The sequence below is a fragment of the Ignavibacteria bacterium genome, from assembly GCA_041649015.1.
In the GTDB taxonomy this organism is placed as follows: domain Bacteria; phylum Bacteroidota; class Ignavibacteria; order Tepidaquicellales; family Tepidaquicellaceae; genus CAIKZJ01.
Genome location: JBAZNU010000006.1, coordinates 1 through 17564, shown reverse-complemented (window position 1 = coordinate 17564; position 17564 = coordinate 1). Strand labels below are relative to the sequence as shown.

Below are 17564 nucleotides of genomic sequence, written 5' to 3'. Positions count from 1 at the left end.
ATGAAAAATTGTATAGTTTACGGGGGAGGTGGATTTATAGGATCCCATTTAAGCGAAGAGCTGTTAAATAATGGGTACAATGTTACTATATTTGATAAAATTAATTTTTCCAAAGAAAACATTCGAAGGATCAAGGATAGAGTTAATATTATTGAGGGTGATTTTAATAATGAGTATGATTTACTCAGCAGTTTAAACGGAATCGATTTCATATATCATTTGGTAAGTTCAACGCTCCCTGCATCATCAAATGATAATCCTGTCTATGATGCGGAATCAAATCTTGTGTCAACACTAAGGCTTTTGCAGGATGTTATTAAGAGAAAAATAAAGAAATTTATCTTTATTTCTTCTGGGGGTACAGTTTACGGAGTACCGCATACAATACCTATACCTGAATCTCATTCAAGGAAACCTATTTGTTCATATGGAATTATTAAGAAGACGATTGAAGACTATCTTTTCATGTATAATTATTTGTACGGACTAGATTACAGTATATTCAGACTTGCCAATCCTTACGGCGAAAGACAAAATCCGCTGTACGCTCAGGGAGTAATTCCAGTTTTTCTTAAGAAGATATTACTTGATGAAAAGATAGTAATTTGGGGTGACGGTACAGTCAGACGTGACTATGTTTACATTAAAGATGCAGTTATACCTCTTGTTCAATCTCTTGAATTTAAAAGCGAACATAAAGTGTTTAATCTTGGAGCTGGTTTGGGATACACAGTAAATGAACTTCTTGAAATAATAAAAACCGAGACAAAAATCATACCGAAAGTAAGTTACACTAGTAGCCGTAAACTTGATGTTCCCGTTAATGTACTAGACATTTCATTAATTTCCAAAGAAATGAATTATTCTCCGAAAACAAACATTAATCAAGGGATTAAGTTAACATATAATTACCTGAAAGGAATTCTGGGTAAATCATGATAAAAAATTCAGATATTACATTATCCGTGTTCTTTCCCGCTTATTTTGATGAGGGGAATATTGGAAAGGTTACAACAAAAGCTGTAAAAGTATTAGAAGAAATGCAGCTAAAAGAATACGAAGTATTAATAATTGAGGATTGTAGTCCAGATAACACAGCAAAAGTCGCGGATGAATTAGCAGCAAAATTTTCAAAAGTAAAAGTTAAGCATCATGAAAAGAATATGGGGTACGGAGCTACTCTTAAAGACGGGTTTACGAGTGCAAAACTTGATTATGTATTCTATACAGACGGGGATAACCAGTTCGATCTGGAGGAATTAAAAAAGTTTGTTGCAATGCTTCCGTTTACAGATATAGTTGTAGGGTACAGGAAGAAGAAACAATATTCATTATACCGAAAATTCACTTCACTTTGTTATAATTACTTGTTAAAAATATTATTTGGACTTGATTACTGGGATGTTGATTGTGCATTTAAACTTTTTCCTTCAAAACTGTTTAAAGAAATAGAAATTAAATCAGTTGATGCATTTATAGACGCTGAAATTATGCTTAAAGCTCATCTAAAAGGTTATAAAACAGTTGAGATGGGTGTTACACATTTACCAAGGTTAGACGGAGTATCGACAGCTGCAAGGCCGTCGGTTATTTTTAGAACTTTTGGAGAAATTTATAGATTCAGAAAAGAATACAAAGAAGAATTAAAGAGAATAAAAATAAATAAATAATAGATAATTTCTAGATCTTCTCTGCCCAGATATAATACTGACCGCCTAATGGTAAGAAAAACAGGCTTTTCTCCAATGGTCTTAAAAACTTTAAAAATGCAGGAAAGTACAATGTATAATGTTTTCTGATAATCATAAAGCTACCACTTTCAAAAAGCTCAAGAGATTCCTTAGGTTTCAAAAGTATTGCATCAGTATCCCAGACACAAGTGTTAACAATATGACGTGTTACCGGATTAAATGGATTATGCTCAAAGAAGAATACATTCCCACCTTGCTTTAAGAGGAGATTTATGTTCAATACTGCTTTTATTCTCAACTGGGGTTCAATATGATGAAAAACATTAGATATGAATATTAAATCAAATGACTCTTTATACTTTTGAATCGCGCTGTCTTCGAGAAGAAAGAATTCTACAGAACTATTATTCTTGGATGCTACATCTATACTATTTGCTGAGATATCGCATCCATGTACATTAGAATCCGGGAAATATTCAACGAGATACTGCAGGTTCATTCCGATACCACATCCATATTCCAGGATCCTTTTGGGTGTATTTTTAAGGCATTCCTTAACTATTCTAACTTTATATTCGGCAAAATATTTACTCTCCTCACCGAAAAACTTTAGGTCCTCGGTAAGTTGTTTTTCGTAAGATTCTGCATGTTTGTCAAAATCAACTTTACTATGCATCAGTTCTTCTTTTCCTCATTCTTATTGTCAGATGTATTATCATCAACCGGTGTTTTCAATTCAGCATCGTATCCGGCTGCTATTATTGCCTTTGCAATTGCATCTTTGTCAGTTTTGCCATCGTCGAATGTAACTTTAACAGACTTTAACTTAGAATCAGCTTTAACTTCTTTAATCCCGTCAATTTTCTTTAATTCTCCGGATATTGTTTCTTCACATCCGGAGCAATGCATTTTTTCTGATTTGTATTCAACTGTTTCAATTTTACCTGTCGTATTGTTATCACCTGAAGATTCATTGGTCGTTTTTTTGCCGCAACTGCTTAAGACGAATAACAAGATTATCATTGAAAGATAATAAATAGCTTTCATAAAAATTTTCCTTTCTTTACTCATTTATATTAACGTATTTTAGTCTGAGTGAGTTTATCATAACAGTTATGATGTCACTAAATGCCATAAACATTGCAGCAAGGACCGGGCTAATAGTAATACCCAACGGTGCAAGAACACCTGCAGCCGCAGGGATTGTCAGTGCGTTATAGAAGAATGCCCAGAAAATATTCTGCTTGATTATGGAAACTGTCTTCGCTGATATGTTAACAGAACGCACAAGATTATTAAGGTCTCCTTTTACCAGAATAACATCAGCTGAGTCTATTGCAATGTCCTGTCCTGTACCTACAGCTATTCCAACATTGGCACGTGCGAGCGAAGGTGCGTCATTAATACCATCACCTACCATTGCAACATTCTTACCCTCTGATTGAAGCCGGGAAACAATCTTTTCCTTTTCCTCCGGTAATGTTCTAAAAGAATAATTATCCAGATTAAGTTCTTTCGCTACCATTTTAGTTGTATCTTCATTGTCACCTGAAATTAGAAACATGCTTATTGATTTCGATTTAAACCTTGACAGCATATCTTTTGCATCATCTTTAATTCTGTCTTCAAACTCTATTTCACCGACAAGAATATTATCAATGCTAACGTACTGATTCTTTCTGTTTGAATCAGTTATAAGGTCATTATGCTTAACATCATATTTATCAAGAAGAGACACACTACCTATCAGTATTTTTCTGCCTTCAACATAACCCGAAATACCCATACCGTTTTCATTAATTATATCTTTTACATTGTCGAATATATCAACTTGTTTTTCAACGCAATAATTGAAAATAGATTTTGCAATAGGGTGGTTTGAGTATTTTTCGATTGTGAAAACGTATTTAAGTAACTCATCTTTATTTGTTCCATTGTATGTTTTTATAGATTTTATTTGCATTTCTCCTGTTGTGATAGTGCCGGTTTTATCGAAACAGATTGTATCAATCTTATTCAGTTTTTCTATAGCCTCAACATTATTAAAAAGAATCCCATTTTCAGCGGCTCTGCCTACACCAATGACGACTGCCATTGGAGAGGCGAGTCCGAGTGCACAAGGGCACGCAATTACGAGTACAGATACTGCAAATAACAGTGATTCCTCAAACGGAACATCAACGACGAAATACCATGCAATAAATGTAATTAAAGAGATTGATATCACTACCGGTACGAATATTGAGGAAATTTTATCAGCAAGTCTCTGAATCTGAGGTTTTGAATTCGAAGCCTCTTTTACTAACGCTATGATTTTGGATAGGGTTGTATCATTACCAACTTTTTCCGCTATCATTTTAACAAAACCATTCTTCACAAGTGTCCCGCTTATTAGTTTGTCTGCTGATTTCTTTTCAATCATTACGCTTTCCCCGGTCATAGCACTTTCATCTACAACGCAAAATCCTTCAAGAATAATTCCGTCGACCGGCACTTTATCGCCTGTTCTGATAATCACAACATCTTTCTTTCTGACTTTTTTGAAAGGTACTAGCATTTCTTCATCGTTTCGTATAATGTTTACGAACTTAGCTTGAAGTTCCTTAAGATTCTTTATTGAAATTTGAGTTTTTGATTTTAAAACAGATTCAAGATAGTTTCCAATCAAAATCAGCGTAATAATCATTGCAGAAGTCTCGAAATAAACTTCGTGTGAATTCTTAAGTGCACTTATATTCAAACTTAAAATGTGGTTAGCTGAAATTACAAAACTGTACATGTAAGATGATAAGACTCCAAGCGAGACGAGAGTATTCATATCCGACCGGAGTATTTTTGCGGATTTATAAGCACCTAAAAGAAATTTTTTCCCGTTTACAAAAACAACATAACTTGTGAGTAATAACTGAAGAATTAATGAGAAATTCATTGAGAACTTAAGGTCATACCAACCATGTCCGCTCATGGAGATAACCATTATAAAAAATGTAAGAATAGCAGACTGGATAAAGTTGTTTCTTTCCGAAGCAAGATTCTGTTTTTTTATATTTTCGATTACATCATCATCCTCTTCTTCAATTACATCATATCCAAGTTTTCTAATATCAGATACAATCTCGCTTACTCCAATAACATTAGGATTGTAGGAGACATTAGCAACTTCTGATGAGAAGTTAACATCGACATTGTGAATACCGTTTAATTTCTCAAGATATGTTTTTATACTGCTGGCACAATTAACGCAATCCATACCCGTTACATCAAGTGATACGGCTTCAAAGTTTTCCGGAATGTTCTGTCTATCTATCAAATTTATTATTTACAATTTTTTAATAAGTCAGTAGTTATTGCAGCACGCTTATTTTCTAAAACATTATGTACTCTAAAAATGTTCGCACCGTTTATTATGCCGACAATGTTTGCTGACAGAGTTCCGACGTTTCTTTCTTCGGTATTTGATTTATAAATTTCGTTTATAAACCGTTTCTTTGATAATCCAAGTAAAATGGGGTATCCGAGTGATTTGAATTCGCCGATACGTTTTATTATTTCGATATTATGATAGAACGTTTTACCGAAGCCAATACCAGGGTCGATTATAATTTGCTCTATTCTTGCATTTTTAGCTATAGAAATAGAATTGCATAAGTATTCTTTAATTTCTAATACCAGATCGTCGTATACAGGATTAATCTGCATGTTCTGAGGAGTTCCCTTTATGTGCATCAGAATGCAGGATGCATTGTATCTTCTTGTCACCTCTGCGATTTTTGAATCAAACTGAAAACCGCTTATATCGTTTACAATAACTGCACCAGCTTTAAGTGCTTCGTCAGCAACTTCACTTTTATATGTATCAATTGAAATTGGAATGGATATATGCTTTTTAATTTCTGATATTACAGGAATGACTCGTTTAATTTCCTCGTCAGCAGATATTTTACGTGAGCCCGGGCGGGTTGACTCACCTCCAACATCTATGAAATCGGCACCTTCTCTTTCCATGGCAACCGCATCGACGATAATCTTTTGCAGTAAAATATCCTCATCAAAATACTTACCTCCATCGGAAAAGGAATCAGGTGTAATGTTTAGTATTCCCATAATGTAAGTTCGGGAAAAAAGGTCGTATGTTTTATTACCGAATTTGTAAGGCATAGAAATATTTATCGTTAAAAGAACATATAAGCTTCCCTACATCGCAGCTTGGGAATCATAAAATTGGATTTTATTAATATTAACTTACGTCTGCACCATCCGGAAACTCACCGTCAACAGTAATCACTTTTAACTTGCCGTCAATTTTTGCAGCAAGGAGCATTCCCTGTGATTCCAGACCCATGAGTTTTGCTGGTTTCAAGTTATCAACAATAATAATCGTTTTATTCATCATTTGTTCCGCAGTATAATGTTCAGCGATACCTGCGACAATCTGCTTTTCTTTCTTACCCGAACGTACTTGGAGTTTAAGCAGTTTTTTACTTTTTGGAACTGCCTCTGAATTAATTACAACAGCAGTCGCAAGTTTAACTTTTTTAAAGTCATCTATAGCAATAAGATTATCTTCAATCTCATCTTTTATCTGTTCTTCTGCAGGCAGTTCGATTTGCGGAAAAAGTATTTCATCTTTACCGAGTTCGCTTTCGCTTTGGAGCACGAACTCTCCGATACGGTCCCATGCGAAATCTGCTTCTCCTTTACCGAGAACATTCAGTATTTTCTGTGAAGTGAAAGGTAAAACAGGTGAGAAAGCGATTGCAAGAGAGTGAGCAATCTGGAGACATTCATTTATTATCTCTCCGCACTTCGCTTCGTCTGTTTTAATTACTTTCCACGGTTCGCAATCATTGAAGAATTTATTTGCAGCACGCGCTATATTCATAGTTTCATTTATTGCATCTCTGAACCTATAGTTATTGTAGCAATCTTCTATTAATTTCTTTTGAGCTTTAATGTATGCGAATATTTCAGGGACAGATTTTGTGTTCCTTTCCGGTACTTTGTTTTCGAACTTGTTTTTAGCAAAGACAACAGTTCTGTTTATGAAATTGCCGAGAATAGCAGCAAGTTCGTTATTATTCTTTGTCTGCAAATCTTTAAAGGAAAAATCAGAGTCCTTGTTCTCCGGCATATTTGAAGCGATTGCATAGCGCACAACGTCGGGATTGAACTCAGATACAACATCTTTAACGAGAATACCGTGTCCTTTGCTCTTTGAAAGCTTTGCACCGTCGAGATTAAGAAACTCGTTAGCGGGGACGTTATACGGAAGAATGAACTCACCATGTGCCATCAGCATAGCCGGAAATACTATTGCATGGAAAATAATATTATCCTTTCCGATGAAATGAATTAAGCGGGAATCGTCACTGCACCAGTATTTACGCCATTTATCAGGTTCATCCTGTTCGATGAAATATTCTTTGGTAGCAGAAATGTAACCTATGGGTGCTTCGAACCATACATAAATGACCTTGCCTTCAGCATCTTTCACCGGTACTTTAACGCCCCAATCGAGGTCGCGAGTGATGGCTCGGTCTTTAAGACCAGTTTTGAACCATCCTTCACAATAATTTTTGACGTTTGATTTCCAGTTAGTCTTTGTTTTAATCCAATCCTCGAGTTTAGGTTGGAACTGCTCAAGAGGGAAGTAAAAGTTTATAGCTTCTTTTACTACCGGAATATCTCCTGAAATCTTTGATTTTGGATTTTTAAGTTCAAGCGGTGTTAAGTTACTACCGCAGCTTTCGCATTGGTCGCCGCGAGCTTCTTCATAGCCGCAGATAGGGCAAGTACCTTCAACAAACCTATCGGCAAGAAAGCGTTTATCTTTTTCAGAATATAACTGTTTCTCCGTTTTCTGAATGAGAAGACCCTTATCATAAAGATTCAAGAAAAAATCCTGAGCAGTCTTATGATGAATATCGTTCGAAGTACGTGAATAAATATCGAAAGAAATACCGAGTTTATCGAAAGCATCTTTATTAGCATTATGGTACCGATCGATAATTTCCTTTGGAGTTACATTTTCTTTCATTGCTGATATTTCTATAGCTGTACCGTGTTCATCAGAGCCGCAAATAAAGATTATGTCTTCATTGCAAAGTCTTTTAAACCTAACAAATAAATCTGCAGGAAGGTATGCACCGGCAATATGACCGAGGTGAATATATCCGTTTGCGTAAGGCAGAGCCGCTGTTACAAGTAACTTATTTTTCATCATATAATATACTTAAAGCAAAGATTTGATTAAATGGAAAAGTTGATTGGAAAGAAGAGACAGAGATTATTTATACCCTTCCCAAGCTGAGCCTGGGAAGGAGATGGAAAATTATTATAACTAATATATGTTTATGAATACTCAATTAAGAACTTTTTGCCCGGACGTTCAATTGGAACGGGTTGTTTAGGAGGAATAATCTCCGGATGTGATCCCTTTGTGTATAAGCCGTGGCATTCAGCCCATTTTCCAGGGTAATTATTCTCATCAATTGAGATTAGACCCGGGAAAACAATAACGGTATTATAGTCATCGATAAAACTGAAAGCGCCATTAGGAGTATCGAAAGTATGTGTAAATAATTTTTCATCCTGAAATCTAATGTTCTCAATTGTTTCTTCGAGCATTACATTCAGGTATTCATTTTTATTTTCAGGATTGACGGGGTCTTTAGCATGAATTACAGTTACGATAACGTAAGGCGGATTGAAGTCTGCAAATTTACTATCAAAACCCGCTTTGACATCGTATGCACTAAAACTTACAGTGAGACGATTATGGTCGAGTGAGGCACTAAAATTGTGTAGGTATATATTAGTTGGGAGTATATGAATTCCAGAGCTGATTCCATAAAGATGAAACGTTTTATAATTGTATTTAAAAATCCTGCGATTGCTTGCATTGCCTTTTAACTTTGATTTAGTCCAAACTTTTTTGATAGTCTCAGATTTGTTGACAAAGTTAGCGAATTTTGAAAGTTTGCCAAAATTTTTCCTGTTGGCAATAACTTTTTCGGATTTAGTTTCTTTGAAAGCTTCAGTAAGTTCATAAGAAAATACTTTCTTATTGGTTCTACGGTAAACAGTTTTACCAAGTTTGCCGATAGGTGTTCCGAGGTGACCAGGTATTATTCTTGACATAATTCAATTTATTTAATTGTTATAAATAATAGATACGGCAATTACAGCAGTACTTATCTACAACATACCTAATTCCTAAACAAAAGGCAAGATAAGGCCAATTACTCCGTACTATAATCGTATAATTATCGTGCTATTACCGTACTTTTATTGGAGGTTCATAAGAGGTGCTGTATTATCAATAATTTAAGTAATATTATTGGGAAATTACTTAATACCAGACTAATAAATTAGATTATTATGTGTATAATCTATACTAGTACAAGTTTACAAATATTTTTTACTAATGTCAAGAGAAAAATGTTTCAAGCAGATAAAAAAACGCGGATAGGCACCCTTAAGAAGAATTATCATGGATTTTTTTAAGAAAATAACGGTTATAAAGAGGTAAAAGTGATAAGATTCCCGCCAAGAGCACGCGGGAATGACAGGAGGGGGTATGATAAAACAATAGCTTATTTAAGTTTCTTTGAAGTAGTATTTGTTAAAACTGAAAGAAGGAAATAAAAATAATAAGATTTATATAAATACCGATAGTTAAAAAATGCAGAAAATACAATAAATTGCAACTAATATATTATTTATTCCGTATTAAATATAAAAATAAACGATGAGCAGAGACGCAAAACAAAACGAGCCGGGTTTTTTTAAGACATTAGAATCTGACATGAATGTTAATGAAATGACAAAAGATTTCAGCCAGGACATGAATGATATTATAGAGTTTTATGTGACGCCTGAAAATAAGGCGAAGCTGAACAAGATGAATCCAATGAAAAGGGGATTCTTTTCTGTAGTATGGATTTTGAAAAGCATGATATTGAAACTGAATCCGATGCGTCGTGTAATGCTTCTTGCGGGAGCATTCTTTATAATCACAGCAATAAGAATAGAGTTTGATGAGTTTAACGTAGCATTTTCGACTGATTTCAGCGTGCTTGGATGTTTAATAATAATAATACTTTTAATGCTGGAATTAAAAGACAAATTGCTTGCAAAGGATGAGCTTGTAGCGGGAAGAAAAATACAGGAAGCACTAATGCCGGAGGAGTCGCCTTATCTTGACGGCTGGACGTTATGGCTTTATTCAAGACCAGCGAATGAAGTATCGGGAGACCTCGTTGATTTCTTCTATGTTGACGACGATAGAGCGACGCTGTTTGTATCAGATGTTGCGGGAAAAGGATTGCATGCGGCATTGATGACGAGCAAACTTCAAGCAATAATAAAAGCACTTGCTCCGGATTATAAGACAAGCGAATTAATATCAAAAGTGAACAGTACATTTTATAAGGAAAAGCTCCGCAAGATGTTTGCTTCATTATTTTATGTTGAAATCATTAAAGGCAGTAATACGATAGAAATGGTAAATGCGGGGCATCTGCCAGCATATATTTTGCGTGATAATCAGATTAAAGAAACACCTCACGGAGAGACAGCATTGGGACTGATTAAGAATGCGGATTATTCTGTGTTTAAAGAAGAGTTTAAAGAGGGGAATATAGTTGTAATATATTCAGACGGAATAACTGATGCAAAGAATCGAGCAGGAGAGTTTTACGGCAATGAAAAAATGAAGTCGGTTATATTGCAGAATAAGGAGTTATCAGCAAAAGCACTTGGAGAGCAAATAGTTGAGGATATATTTCAGTTTACAGGACAAACAAGACAGAATGATGATATTTCGATTATTGTAATGAAGAAGATGTAAGAGAAAAGATTTTAGCATAGAACAAATTTACTACAGAGTGCACAGATACAGCGGAGTGAACTTATTAATTATTATTAAGAGCATGGAAAACAGAAGAAGAGAAGATATTATATAGTTGACATGACAAAGCAAGAACTAAAAAAACGAAAAGATTTTATCAAGAGGATACAGAGAAAACACGGAGCACACGGAGAATACTTAAGATATTGCTAAAAGTTTAATCATGAGGGAAGCAAATAATGTCCTCTATGAATAATCCTAAACAAAGAAAACATATACAAATAGAGTGTGTAAACATTAAATCCTTTCTCTTTGAAAGGATTTAATTATTACTGTATAAAGTACAAATAGAATCATGAAGAAGTTCAACATCATTCCTTTACTCTATAATAATGATAAATTAAGGCAATAATAAATCATTATCGTGAATAAATAAATATTAATCCTCAAAAAATGATTTGAATCGAAAGAAATAAATCATTAAATTGTAAATAGATATTTTCCGATTTACATGCTTACATTAACAGGTTATGGCAAAATGTAAAAACACACCGAGCAGAATTCATCTTAAAAAATTTAATGTAAAGTTGTGTGAAAAAGATATTCTTTCTACTCGCATTAAGTTATTCATTGTTGACAAATTACTGCTATTCTCAATGGGTTTTAATCTATTCTGACACAACTTTTTATTTTATGGATGTACAGTTCACCTCTTCGAGTACCGGTTGGATAGCGGGATACAAGAACCTACAAAATTTTGCAACAGAGGGTAAGTTACTAAAAACAAGTAATTCCGGTTTAAACTGGTATTTAATGAATATTGGTACAATTCCCGGACTTTGGGACTTATATTTCATCAATGATTATACAGGATGGATAATAGGTGATAAAGGAACAGTCAGAAAAACAACTAACGGAGGACTGAACTGGGTACAACAGTTTACAGACTCGAGCGATCACAACAAAGCATTCTTTTTAAATCCTGACACGGGCTGGGTAACAGGTAATCATACATTTGTAACAACGAACGGCGGGAACAATTGGCTTCAAATGAGCAATACAATTAATACGTCTTATGCTGTGAATTTCTTGAATGGAAATACAGGATTTATAACAACTTATTACAGTGTAATACATAAAACTACGAATGGAGGGGTGAGCTGGCAGAGAGTGTTTGAGGGTGCTTTTCATACATACATTTATGAAATAACTTTCATAAATGATTTAACCGGCTGGGCAGTGGGTGATAATAACGGTGTCAGGAAAACAACAAACTGCGGAGATAACTGGATGTATCTTAATTATCCTGATGATGCAAAGTCAGTTTATTTCAAAGATATAAATACGGGTTGGCTGGGTGGTTCCGGAGTTATAAATAAAACAACAAACTCAGGTGTTAACTGGGTGCCGCAAATTCTGCCAATTAATTTTATGGGCTCTATCTATGGTATAAGCAAGTCAAACGACAGCACGCTTTGGGCTGCGGGTGGTAAAGGGTATTTATTCAAAACAACTAATGGGGGGGTAGGGATAAATCAAATAAGTATTGAAGTACCGCAAGAATACAGGCTTTGGCAGAACTATCCGAATCCGTTTAATCCTGTTACGAAGATAAGGTTTGAAGTGATGAGTAGCCCGACAGGAGTATTCGGGGATGACTATTTGACGGTATTGAAAGTTTATGATGTGATGGGTCGCGAAGTTAAGACGCTTGTGAATGAGAGGTTACTACCTGGTACTTATGAAACTACATTTGATGGTTCGATGCTGAATAGCGGTGTTTATTTTTATCAAATGTTGGTCGGGAATTTTACAGAGACAAAGAGGATGATATTGTTGAAATAGTTTTTAGACAATGAAAAAGGAAATTATTAATAAATTAGAAATTATATGAAAAGAATTTTTGTACTATTATTTTTACTCTTAGCGATGTGTTTAAAGGCTCAATGGATGTGGCAGAATCCATATCCTTCGGGAAACTCTTTGTACAGTTCTTGTTTTATTAATTCATCAACAGGATGGATTGCAGGTATAAACGGAACAATCATGAAAACCACCAATGGAGGAATAAACTGGATAATAAAGAATCCTTTCACGACTTCATACTTCAGAGGGATTTATTTTACTGACTCAGGGATTAACTGGTCGGAAACAACTGTTACGACAAATTGCTACAACATTCAGTTTTTAAATTCAGAAACAGGATGGACAGCAGGTGATAACGGTAATGTTTTTAAGACAACAAATGGCGGAACAAATTGGTATGAGATTCATGCTGCAGGGATCTCTGTTTATGGATTTCATTTTCCTGATGAGAACACGGGTTATATAACGGGACCTTCAGGGTATTTACGAAAGACAACTAACGGCGGCATAAATTGGATATCACTTACAAGTCCCAGTTCAACAAATCTTTTTGATTTGCATTTTGAGAATTCAATGACAGGATGGATTTCGGGTGAGAATACATTAAGCAAAACAACCAACGGAGGTATCACCTGGATAGGACAAATCCCAGTGAGTTTATCGGGATTAAGGTCACTCAGTTTTATAAACAATCAGACTGGGTGGGCAGTAGGATATAGCGGGTATATATTAAAGACAATAAACGGCGGGACTGAATGGAATTTCCAGTATTCTCATATAACCAAGAACAGCTTAAATTCAGTTCGCTTTATAAATCCGGAAACAGGGTGGATATGCGGTAGCAGCGGCACAACACTAAAAACAACAAATGGTGGTGCAAGTTACAGCATTAATAGTATTCCCGCATCAAAGTATCTTCTAACTATATGCTTTGTTAATGCCCAGACAGGATTTACAACAGGTTATTCAAATATGATATACAGAAGTACAAACGGAGGAATAATATGGGATTCAGCCGCAAGCGGTTCAACCGAGCAGATTAATTCAATACATTTTATTAATGAACAAACCGGTTGGGCTGTGGGTGGAGGCAGTAGTTATTACAACAGTATAATTCTCAAAACAACAAATGCAGGAGTAAACTGGTTTACTCAATTAAACTCTAATTATCCGATGCTTTACTCAGTATATTTCACAGATGTACAAACAGGATATGCAGTTGGAGGAATTAGAACAATTTACAAGACAACAAATTCAGGAAGTAACTGGGAATACATACAAACGGACCCTGTCACGCTTTATTCAGTTTATTTTGTTAATGCACAAACTGGCTGGATAGGAACGCAAGAAACAATAATGAAAACGACAAACGGAGGTACAAACTGGAATAGTTATTATACAGGTATACCAGTGAAATCTCTGCAATTCACTGACATAATGAACGGGTGGTTTACCGTAACAAACGGGAATATATATAAATCAACAAACGGCGGAATAAACTGGAATGCAGAGCAAATAAGGATTATAGGTGCATTTAATTCATTGCATTTTGTGAATTCAATGACTGGTTATGTTGTAGGTAGTGAAGGTACGATTTTGAAAACAACAAACGGAGGCTCGGTGTTTATCTCTAATATAAGTTCAGAAATACCAAAAAGTTTTAAGTTGGAGCAGAACTATCCGAATCCGTTTAATCCTGTTTCGAAGATAAGGTTTGAAGTGATGAGTAGCTCGACAGGATTATTCGGGGATGATTATTTGACGGTATTGAAAGTTTATGATGTGATGGGTCGAGAAGTTAAGACGCTTGTGAATGAGAGGTTACTACCTGGTACTTATGAAACTACATTTGATGGTTCAATGCTGAATAGCGGGGTTTATTTTTATCAAATGATGGTCGGGAATTTTAGAGAGACAAAAAGGATGATATTATTAAAATAAGAATATCTTTATTTCTTAATCAAAGTTTTGGAAAGATGAATTAAATTAAAAGTCATGAAAAAGTTTTTAGTAATTATGATTCTCCTCATTTGCAATATTGTAAGTTCTCAGCCGGGATGGTATTCGCAAAATTCAGAGACAAACAGAAATTTAAAAAGTTTATATTTTGTCAATTCAAATACCGGTTGGGTTGTTGGTGATTCTATTGTCTTAAAAACCACAAATGGAGGGCAGAATTGGATAAGCCAAACTCTTCCGGTTCAGGCAACAATTAATTCAGTACATTTTCTTAATGAAAATACAGGATTCCTTGCAGGTGATAATAATTATTATTCATATGTAATAGGTACGTATGTTTTCAAGACAACGAATGGAGGAAGTAATTGGAATATTATTTACAGTAAAACTCCTGCAATTTTTGGGAATGCGTATATCAAAGATGTTTATGCAGTAAATGAAAATATAGTTTATAGAAATTACAGTGAATATCTTTCCTTTACATCATCAGGTTCGATATTGAAATCTACTAATGGCGGAGTGAATTATTCAAATTCACTCGAATGCGGAACAACAGAAGGTTTAAGTTTTATCAATTCCCAAACCGGTTGGATAACTTGTACATATCAAGAGGAAATGCTTCCGATTATATTGAGAATTTACAAAACCACTAACGAAGGAAATAATTGGTCATTAATGTTTAACGATTCAATTAATGCAATACGTGGCAGAGAAATTCAATTTCTGAATTCTTCTACAGGTTATGCACTTGGATATATAGAAAATACAATGTTAGTAAAAACAACTAATGGCGGAATCAATTGGACGACTAATATTATTAATAATTACAACAATCGAGCGATGTATTTTGTAAATGCAAATACCGGTTGGATAGCAGGATATACATCTTCGGGAAATTCAAATATTTCAAAAACAACTAATGGCGGACAAGACTGGGTAAAACAAAACTTAGCAGGAACAGAGATAATAAACGGAATATTTTTTACTGATACATTAACAGGTTGGGCGGTAGGTTACTATGGAGTTATACTAAAAACATTAACAGGTGGTTTAACATCAGCAATGCATGTCTCGACGGATATTCCATCTTCATATTTACTATCGCAGAACTATCCGAATCCGTTTAATCCGAAGACAGTCATCAGCTTTCAGCTTCCAGCGGTCAGTGATGTGATGCTAAAGGTTTATGATTTAATGGGTCGGGAAGTGGAAACGCTTGTGAATGAGAGATTGCAGCCGGGGACGTACAGCACGCAATGGAATGCATCGGGATATTCGAGCGGAATATACTTTTATACTTTGCAAACAGAAAAGTTTAAACAGACGAAGCGCATGGTGCTTTTGAAGTAACAAATAGAGGTATATTTTACTAAGAGTAATACAGAAGAGATTTAATATGGAAAGCAGATAGACCTGAATAATCAAAGTTATATCAAGTTAATTTAAAAGCTGTTCTGATTAAACACGGAGCAGCATATTTCGGGAGCGAATCTTTTATAATCATAATAAGTATTTTTGTGTATGCTGTACGAAAGGATAATACACTTGATACTTTAATTTATTATTTCGAAGTTCAATAAATTATATTAAATAAAGCATTTATTAATTTTATATTAATTAAATGAAGAAGTTAATTTTCCTCGCAGTATTAATTGTTTCTTTTGTAACAATTATTCGTGCAAAGCCAAGAATAATCGTAGGAGAGAATCCTTACAGTCTTTTGCCTGAATCTATAATAATTCAAAGAGTCATACTAAATCCAAACAACATATCCGCGTATTTTCAGAATACGGGTATATTCAATCAGAACAGTGCTTCAGGTAATTCTCCGGGTCTTTCGTGGCCGAAGGGTTCAAATAGGTATGCCTGTTATTCTGCGGGATTGAGCATTGCCTGCGGAATAAACGGTCAATATGCACAGGTTATGGCTTCATACTGGGGTGAATATACTCCCGGAACTTTCCAAAACGGGTCATGGACTACGAACAGCGATTTCAAGATGTACACAGTAAGGAATGGTGATAATGCATATAACAATCCCGATTATGCAAACTGGTATAAGATGGTACCTTACGGAGCGCCTTATAAAGATTTGAACAATAACGGTATTTACGATGACGGATTAGATATACCAGGAATGCCAAATGCGAGCCAGACGATATTTGAGTGCATGGGCGACGGAGATTCTTTACAAAGAACTCCCGGGGAAGGATTTGGAGGAGGGATTAAGTCACCTCTTCTTGGCGCGGAGATACACTTTATTTCATGGGCTTACACTACGCCCGGTATTGAAGATGTCCAGTTTATAAGTTATACCATTATAAATAAAGGTACGGCAAGATGGGATTCGACATTCACGGGAATATATGTTGAACCTGACATAGGAGATGCTAATGACGATTACATTGGATGTGACACAACTTTAAATCTTGGATACTGTTACAATGGTGATAATGAAGATGGAACCGGAGCTCCTCCGACATATGGAACTGCACCTCCGGCTTTCGGAATCGATTTTATAAGGAGCCCGATAAATAGAGTTACAGGCGATACACTCGGTATGACTTCTTTTATATTTTTAACTAGCACAGCTTCTATGCCGCCGCCATGTGAATCCCAAGCAAACGGAGAACCCGTTGCGGCATACCATTATCTTCAAGGAATGAAAAAAGACAGAACTTCCTTGATGGATATTACTCATTCACCTCCCAAAAGGACTAAATTCGCATATTCCGGCGATCCGGAAACGGGAACCGGCTGGACCGAATACAAAGGCTCAATGCAGAACTGCAACGGAGATACAACAGGTGTAATACTTCCTTTTAATTCTCCCGGGGATAAAAGAATGATTATTAATTCCGGTGCAATAGATCTTGCAGTGAATCCAGGTGATACTCAAAAGATAGTCCTTACACAGCTTTTACAGAGGGGAAGCGATAATAAGAATTCTGTAACATTGCTTAAACGATTGAGTAACCTTTCTCAGACTTTATACGACAATAACTTTAATGTAAATTTACTGCCTTCAATACCAACTGTTTCGCAAAGCGTTACACAGATAAATTCAACACAGTGCTCGGTAAATCTTTTATGGGATGATGCAGCAGAATCATATTATTACTGGGACACTATATTCTATCCGAAAAGCGATTCAAATATATATAAGTTTGAAGGGTATGAAATATATGAAGTTGACA

13 protein-coding genes are annotated in these 17564 nt (G+C 35.2%); 7 read left to right on the top strand and 6 right to left on the bottom strand.

Annotation, left to right across the window (positions count from 1 at the left end):
- Together WC644_10355 and WC644_10350 are read left to right on the top strand one after the other, a co-directional pair.
- Positions 1 to 939 carry an NAD-dependent epimerase/dehydratase family protein gene (locus WC644_10355; protein ID MFA5012339.1) on the top strand — a complete coding sequence of 313 codons (939 nt, stop codon included), beginning with the start codon at positions 1 to 3 and terminating at the stop codon, positions 937 to 939.
- Positions 936 to 1670: a glycosyltransferase family 2 protein gene (locus tag WC644_10350; protein MFA5012338.1), complete on the top strand. Its 735-nt coding sequence runs from the start codon at positions 936 to 938 to the stop codon at positions 1668 to 1670. The genes WC644_10355 and WC644_10350 overlap by 4 nt, the downstream gene beginning before the upstream one ends.
- A 10-nt stretch (positions 1671 to 1680) precedes the next feature.
- On the opposite strand, the gene WC644_10345 is transcribed toward WC644_10350, so the two are convergent.
- The 6 genes from WC644_10345 to WC644_10320 form a co-directional block, all read right to left on the bottom strand.
- The gene (locus tag WC644_10345; GenBank protein MFA5012337.1) at positions 1681 to 2367 is read right to left on the bottom strand and encodes a methyltransferase; all 687 of its coding nucleotides are present in this window, start codon (positions 2365 to 2367) and stop codon (positions 1681 to 1683) included.
- Positions 2367 to 2738: a heavy-metal-associated domain-containing protein gene (locus WC644_10340; GenBank protein MFA5012336.1), complete on the bottom strand. Its 372-nt coding sequence runs from the start codon at positions 2736 to 2738 to the stop codon at positions 2367 to 2369. Before WC644_10340 ends, WC644_10345 begins: the two co-directional genes overlap by 1 nt.
- Before the next feature lie 16 nt (positions 2739 to 2754).
- Positions 2755 to 5001: a heavy metal translocating P-type ATPase gene (locus WC644_10335; protein MFA5012335.1), complete on the bottom strand. Its 2247-nt coding sequence runs from the start codon at positions 4999 to 5001 to the stop codon at positions 2755 to 2757.
- 5 nt (positions 5002 to 5006) lie between these two features.
- The gene (folP, locus tag WC644_10330; protein ID MFA5012334.1) at positions 5007 to 5849 is read right to left on the bottom strand and encodes a dihydropteroate synthase; all 843 of its coding nucleotides are present in this window, start codon (positions 5847 to 5849) and stop codon (positions 5007 to 5009) included.
- A 79-nt stretch (positions 5850 to 5928) separates the two neighbouring features.
- Complete coding sequence (metG, locus tag WC644_10325) at positions 5929 to 7914, bottom strand: methionine--tRNA ligase (protein ID MFA5012333.1); 1986 nt, start codon at positions 7912 to 7914, stop codon at positions 5929 to 5931.
- 128 nt (positions 7915 to 8042) lie between these two features.
- The gene (locus WC644_10320) at positions 8043 to 8831 is read right to left on the bottom strand and encodes a hypothetical protein (protein MFA5012332.1); all 789 of its coding nucleotides are present in this window, start codon (positions 8829 to 8831) and stop codon (positions 8043 to 8045) included.
- 610 nt (positions 8832 to 9441) lie between these two features.
- On the opposite strand from WC644_10320, the gene WC644_10315 reads away from it, so the two are divergent.
- The 5 genes from WC644_10315 to WC644_10295 form a co-directional block, all read left to right on the top strand.
- Positions 9442 to 10542, top strand: coding sequence for a PP2C family protein-serine/threonine phosphatase (locus WC644_10315; protein ID MFA5012331.1), 1101 nt, complete (start codon positions 9442 to 9444; stop codon positions 10540 to 10542).
- Between the two features lie 591 nt (positions 10543 to 11133).
- The gene (locus WC644_10310; GenBank protein ID MFA5012330.1) at positions 11134 to 12387 is read left to right on the top strand and encodes a YCF48-related protein; all 1254 of its coding nucleotides are present in this window, start codon (positions 11134 to 11136) and stop codon (positions 12385 to 12387) included.
- Positions 12388 to 12432: 45 nt separating this feature from the next.
- Positions 12433 to 14349, top strand: a complete 1917-nt coding sequence (locus WC644_10305; GenBank protein MFA5012329.1) for a YCF48-related protein — start codon at positions 12433 to 12435, stop codon at positions 14347 to 14349.
- A gap of 54 nt (positions 14350 to 14403) precedes the next feature.
- A complete protein-coding gene (locus WC644_10300) occupies positions 14404 to 15717 on the top strand; it encodes a YCF48-related protein (protein MFA5012328.1) in 1314 nt (437 codons plus the stop codon).
- A 271-nt stretch (positions 15718 to 15988) separates the two neighbouring features.
- Positions 15989 to 17564: hypothetical protein (locus WC644_10295; GenBank protein MFA5012327.1), on the top strand; the 1576-nt coding region annotated here is incomplete at its 3' end.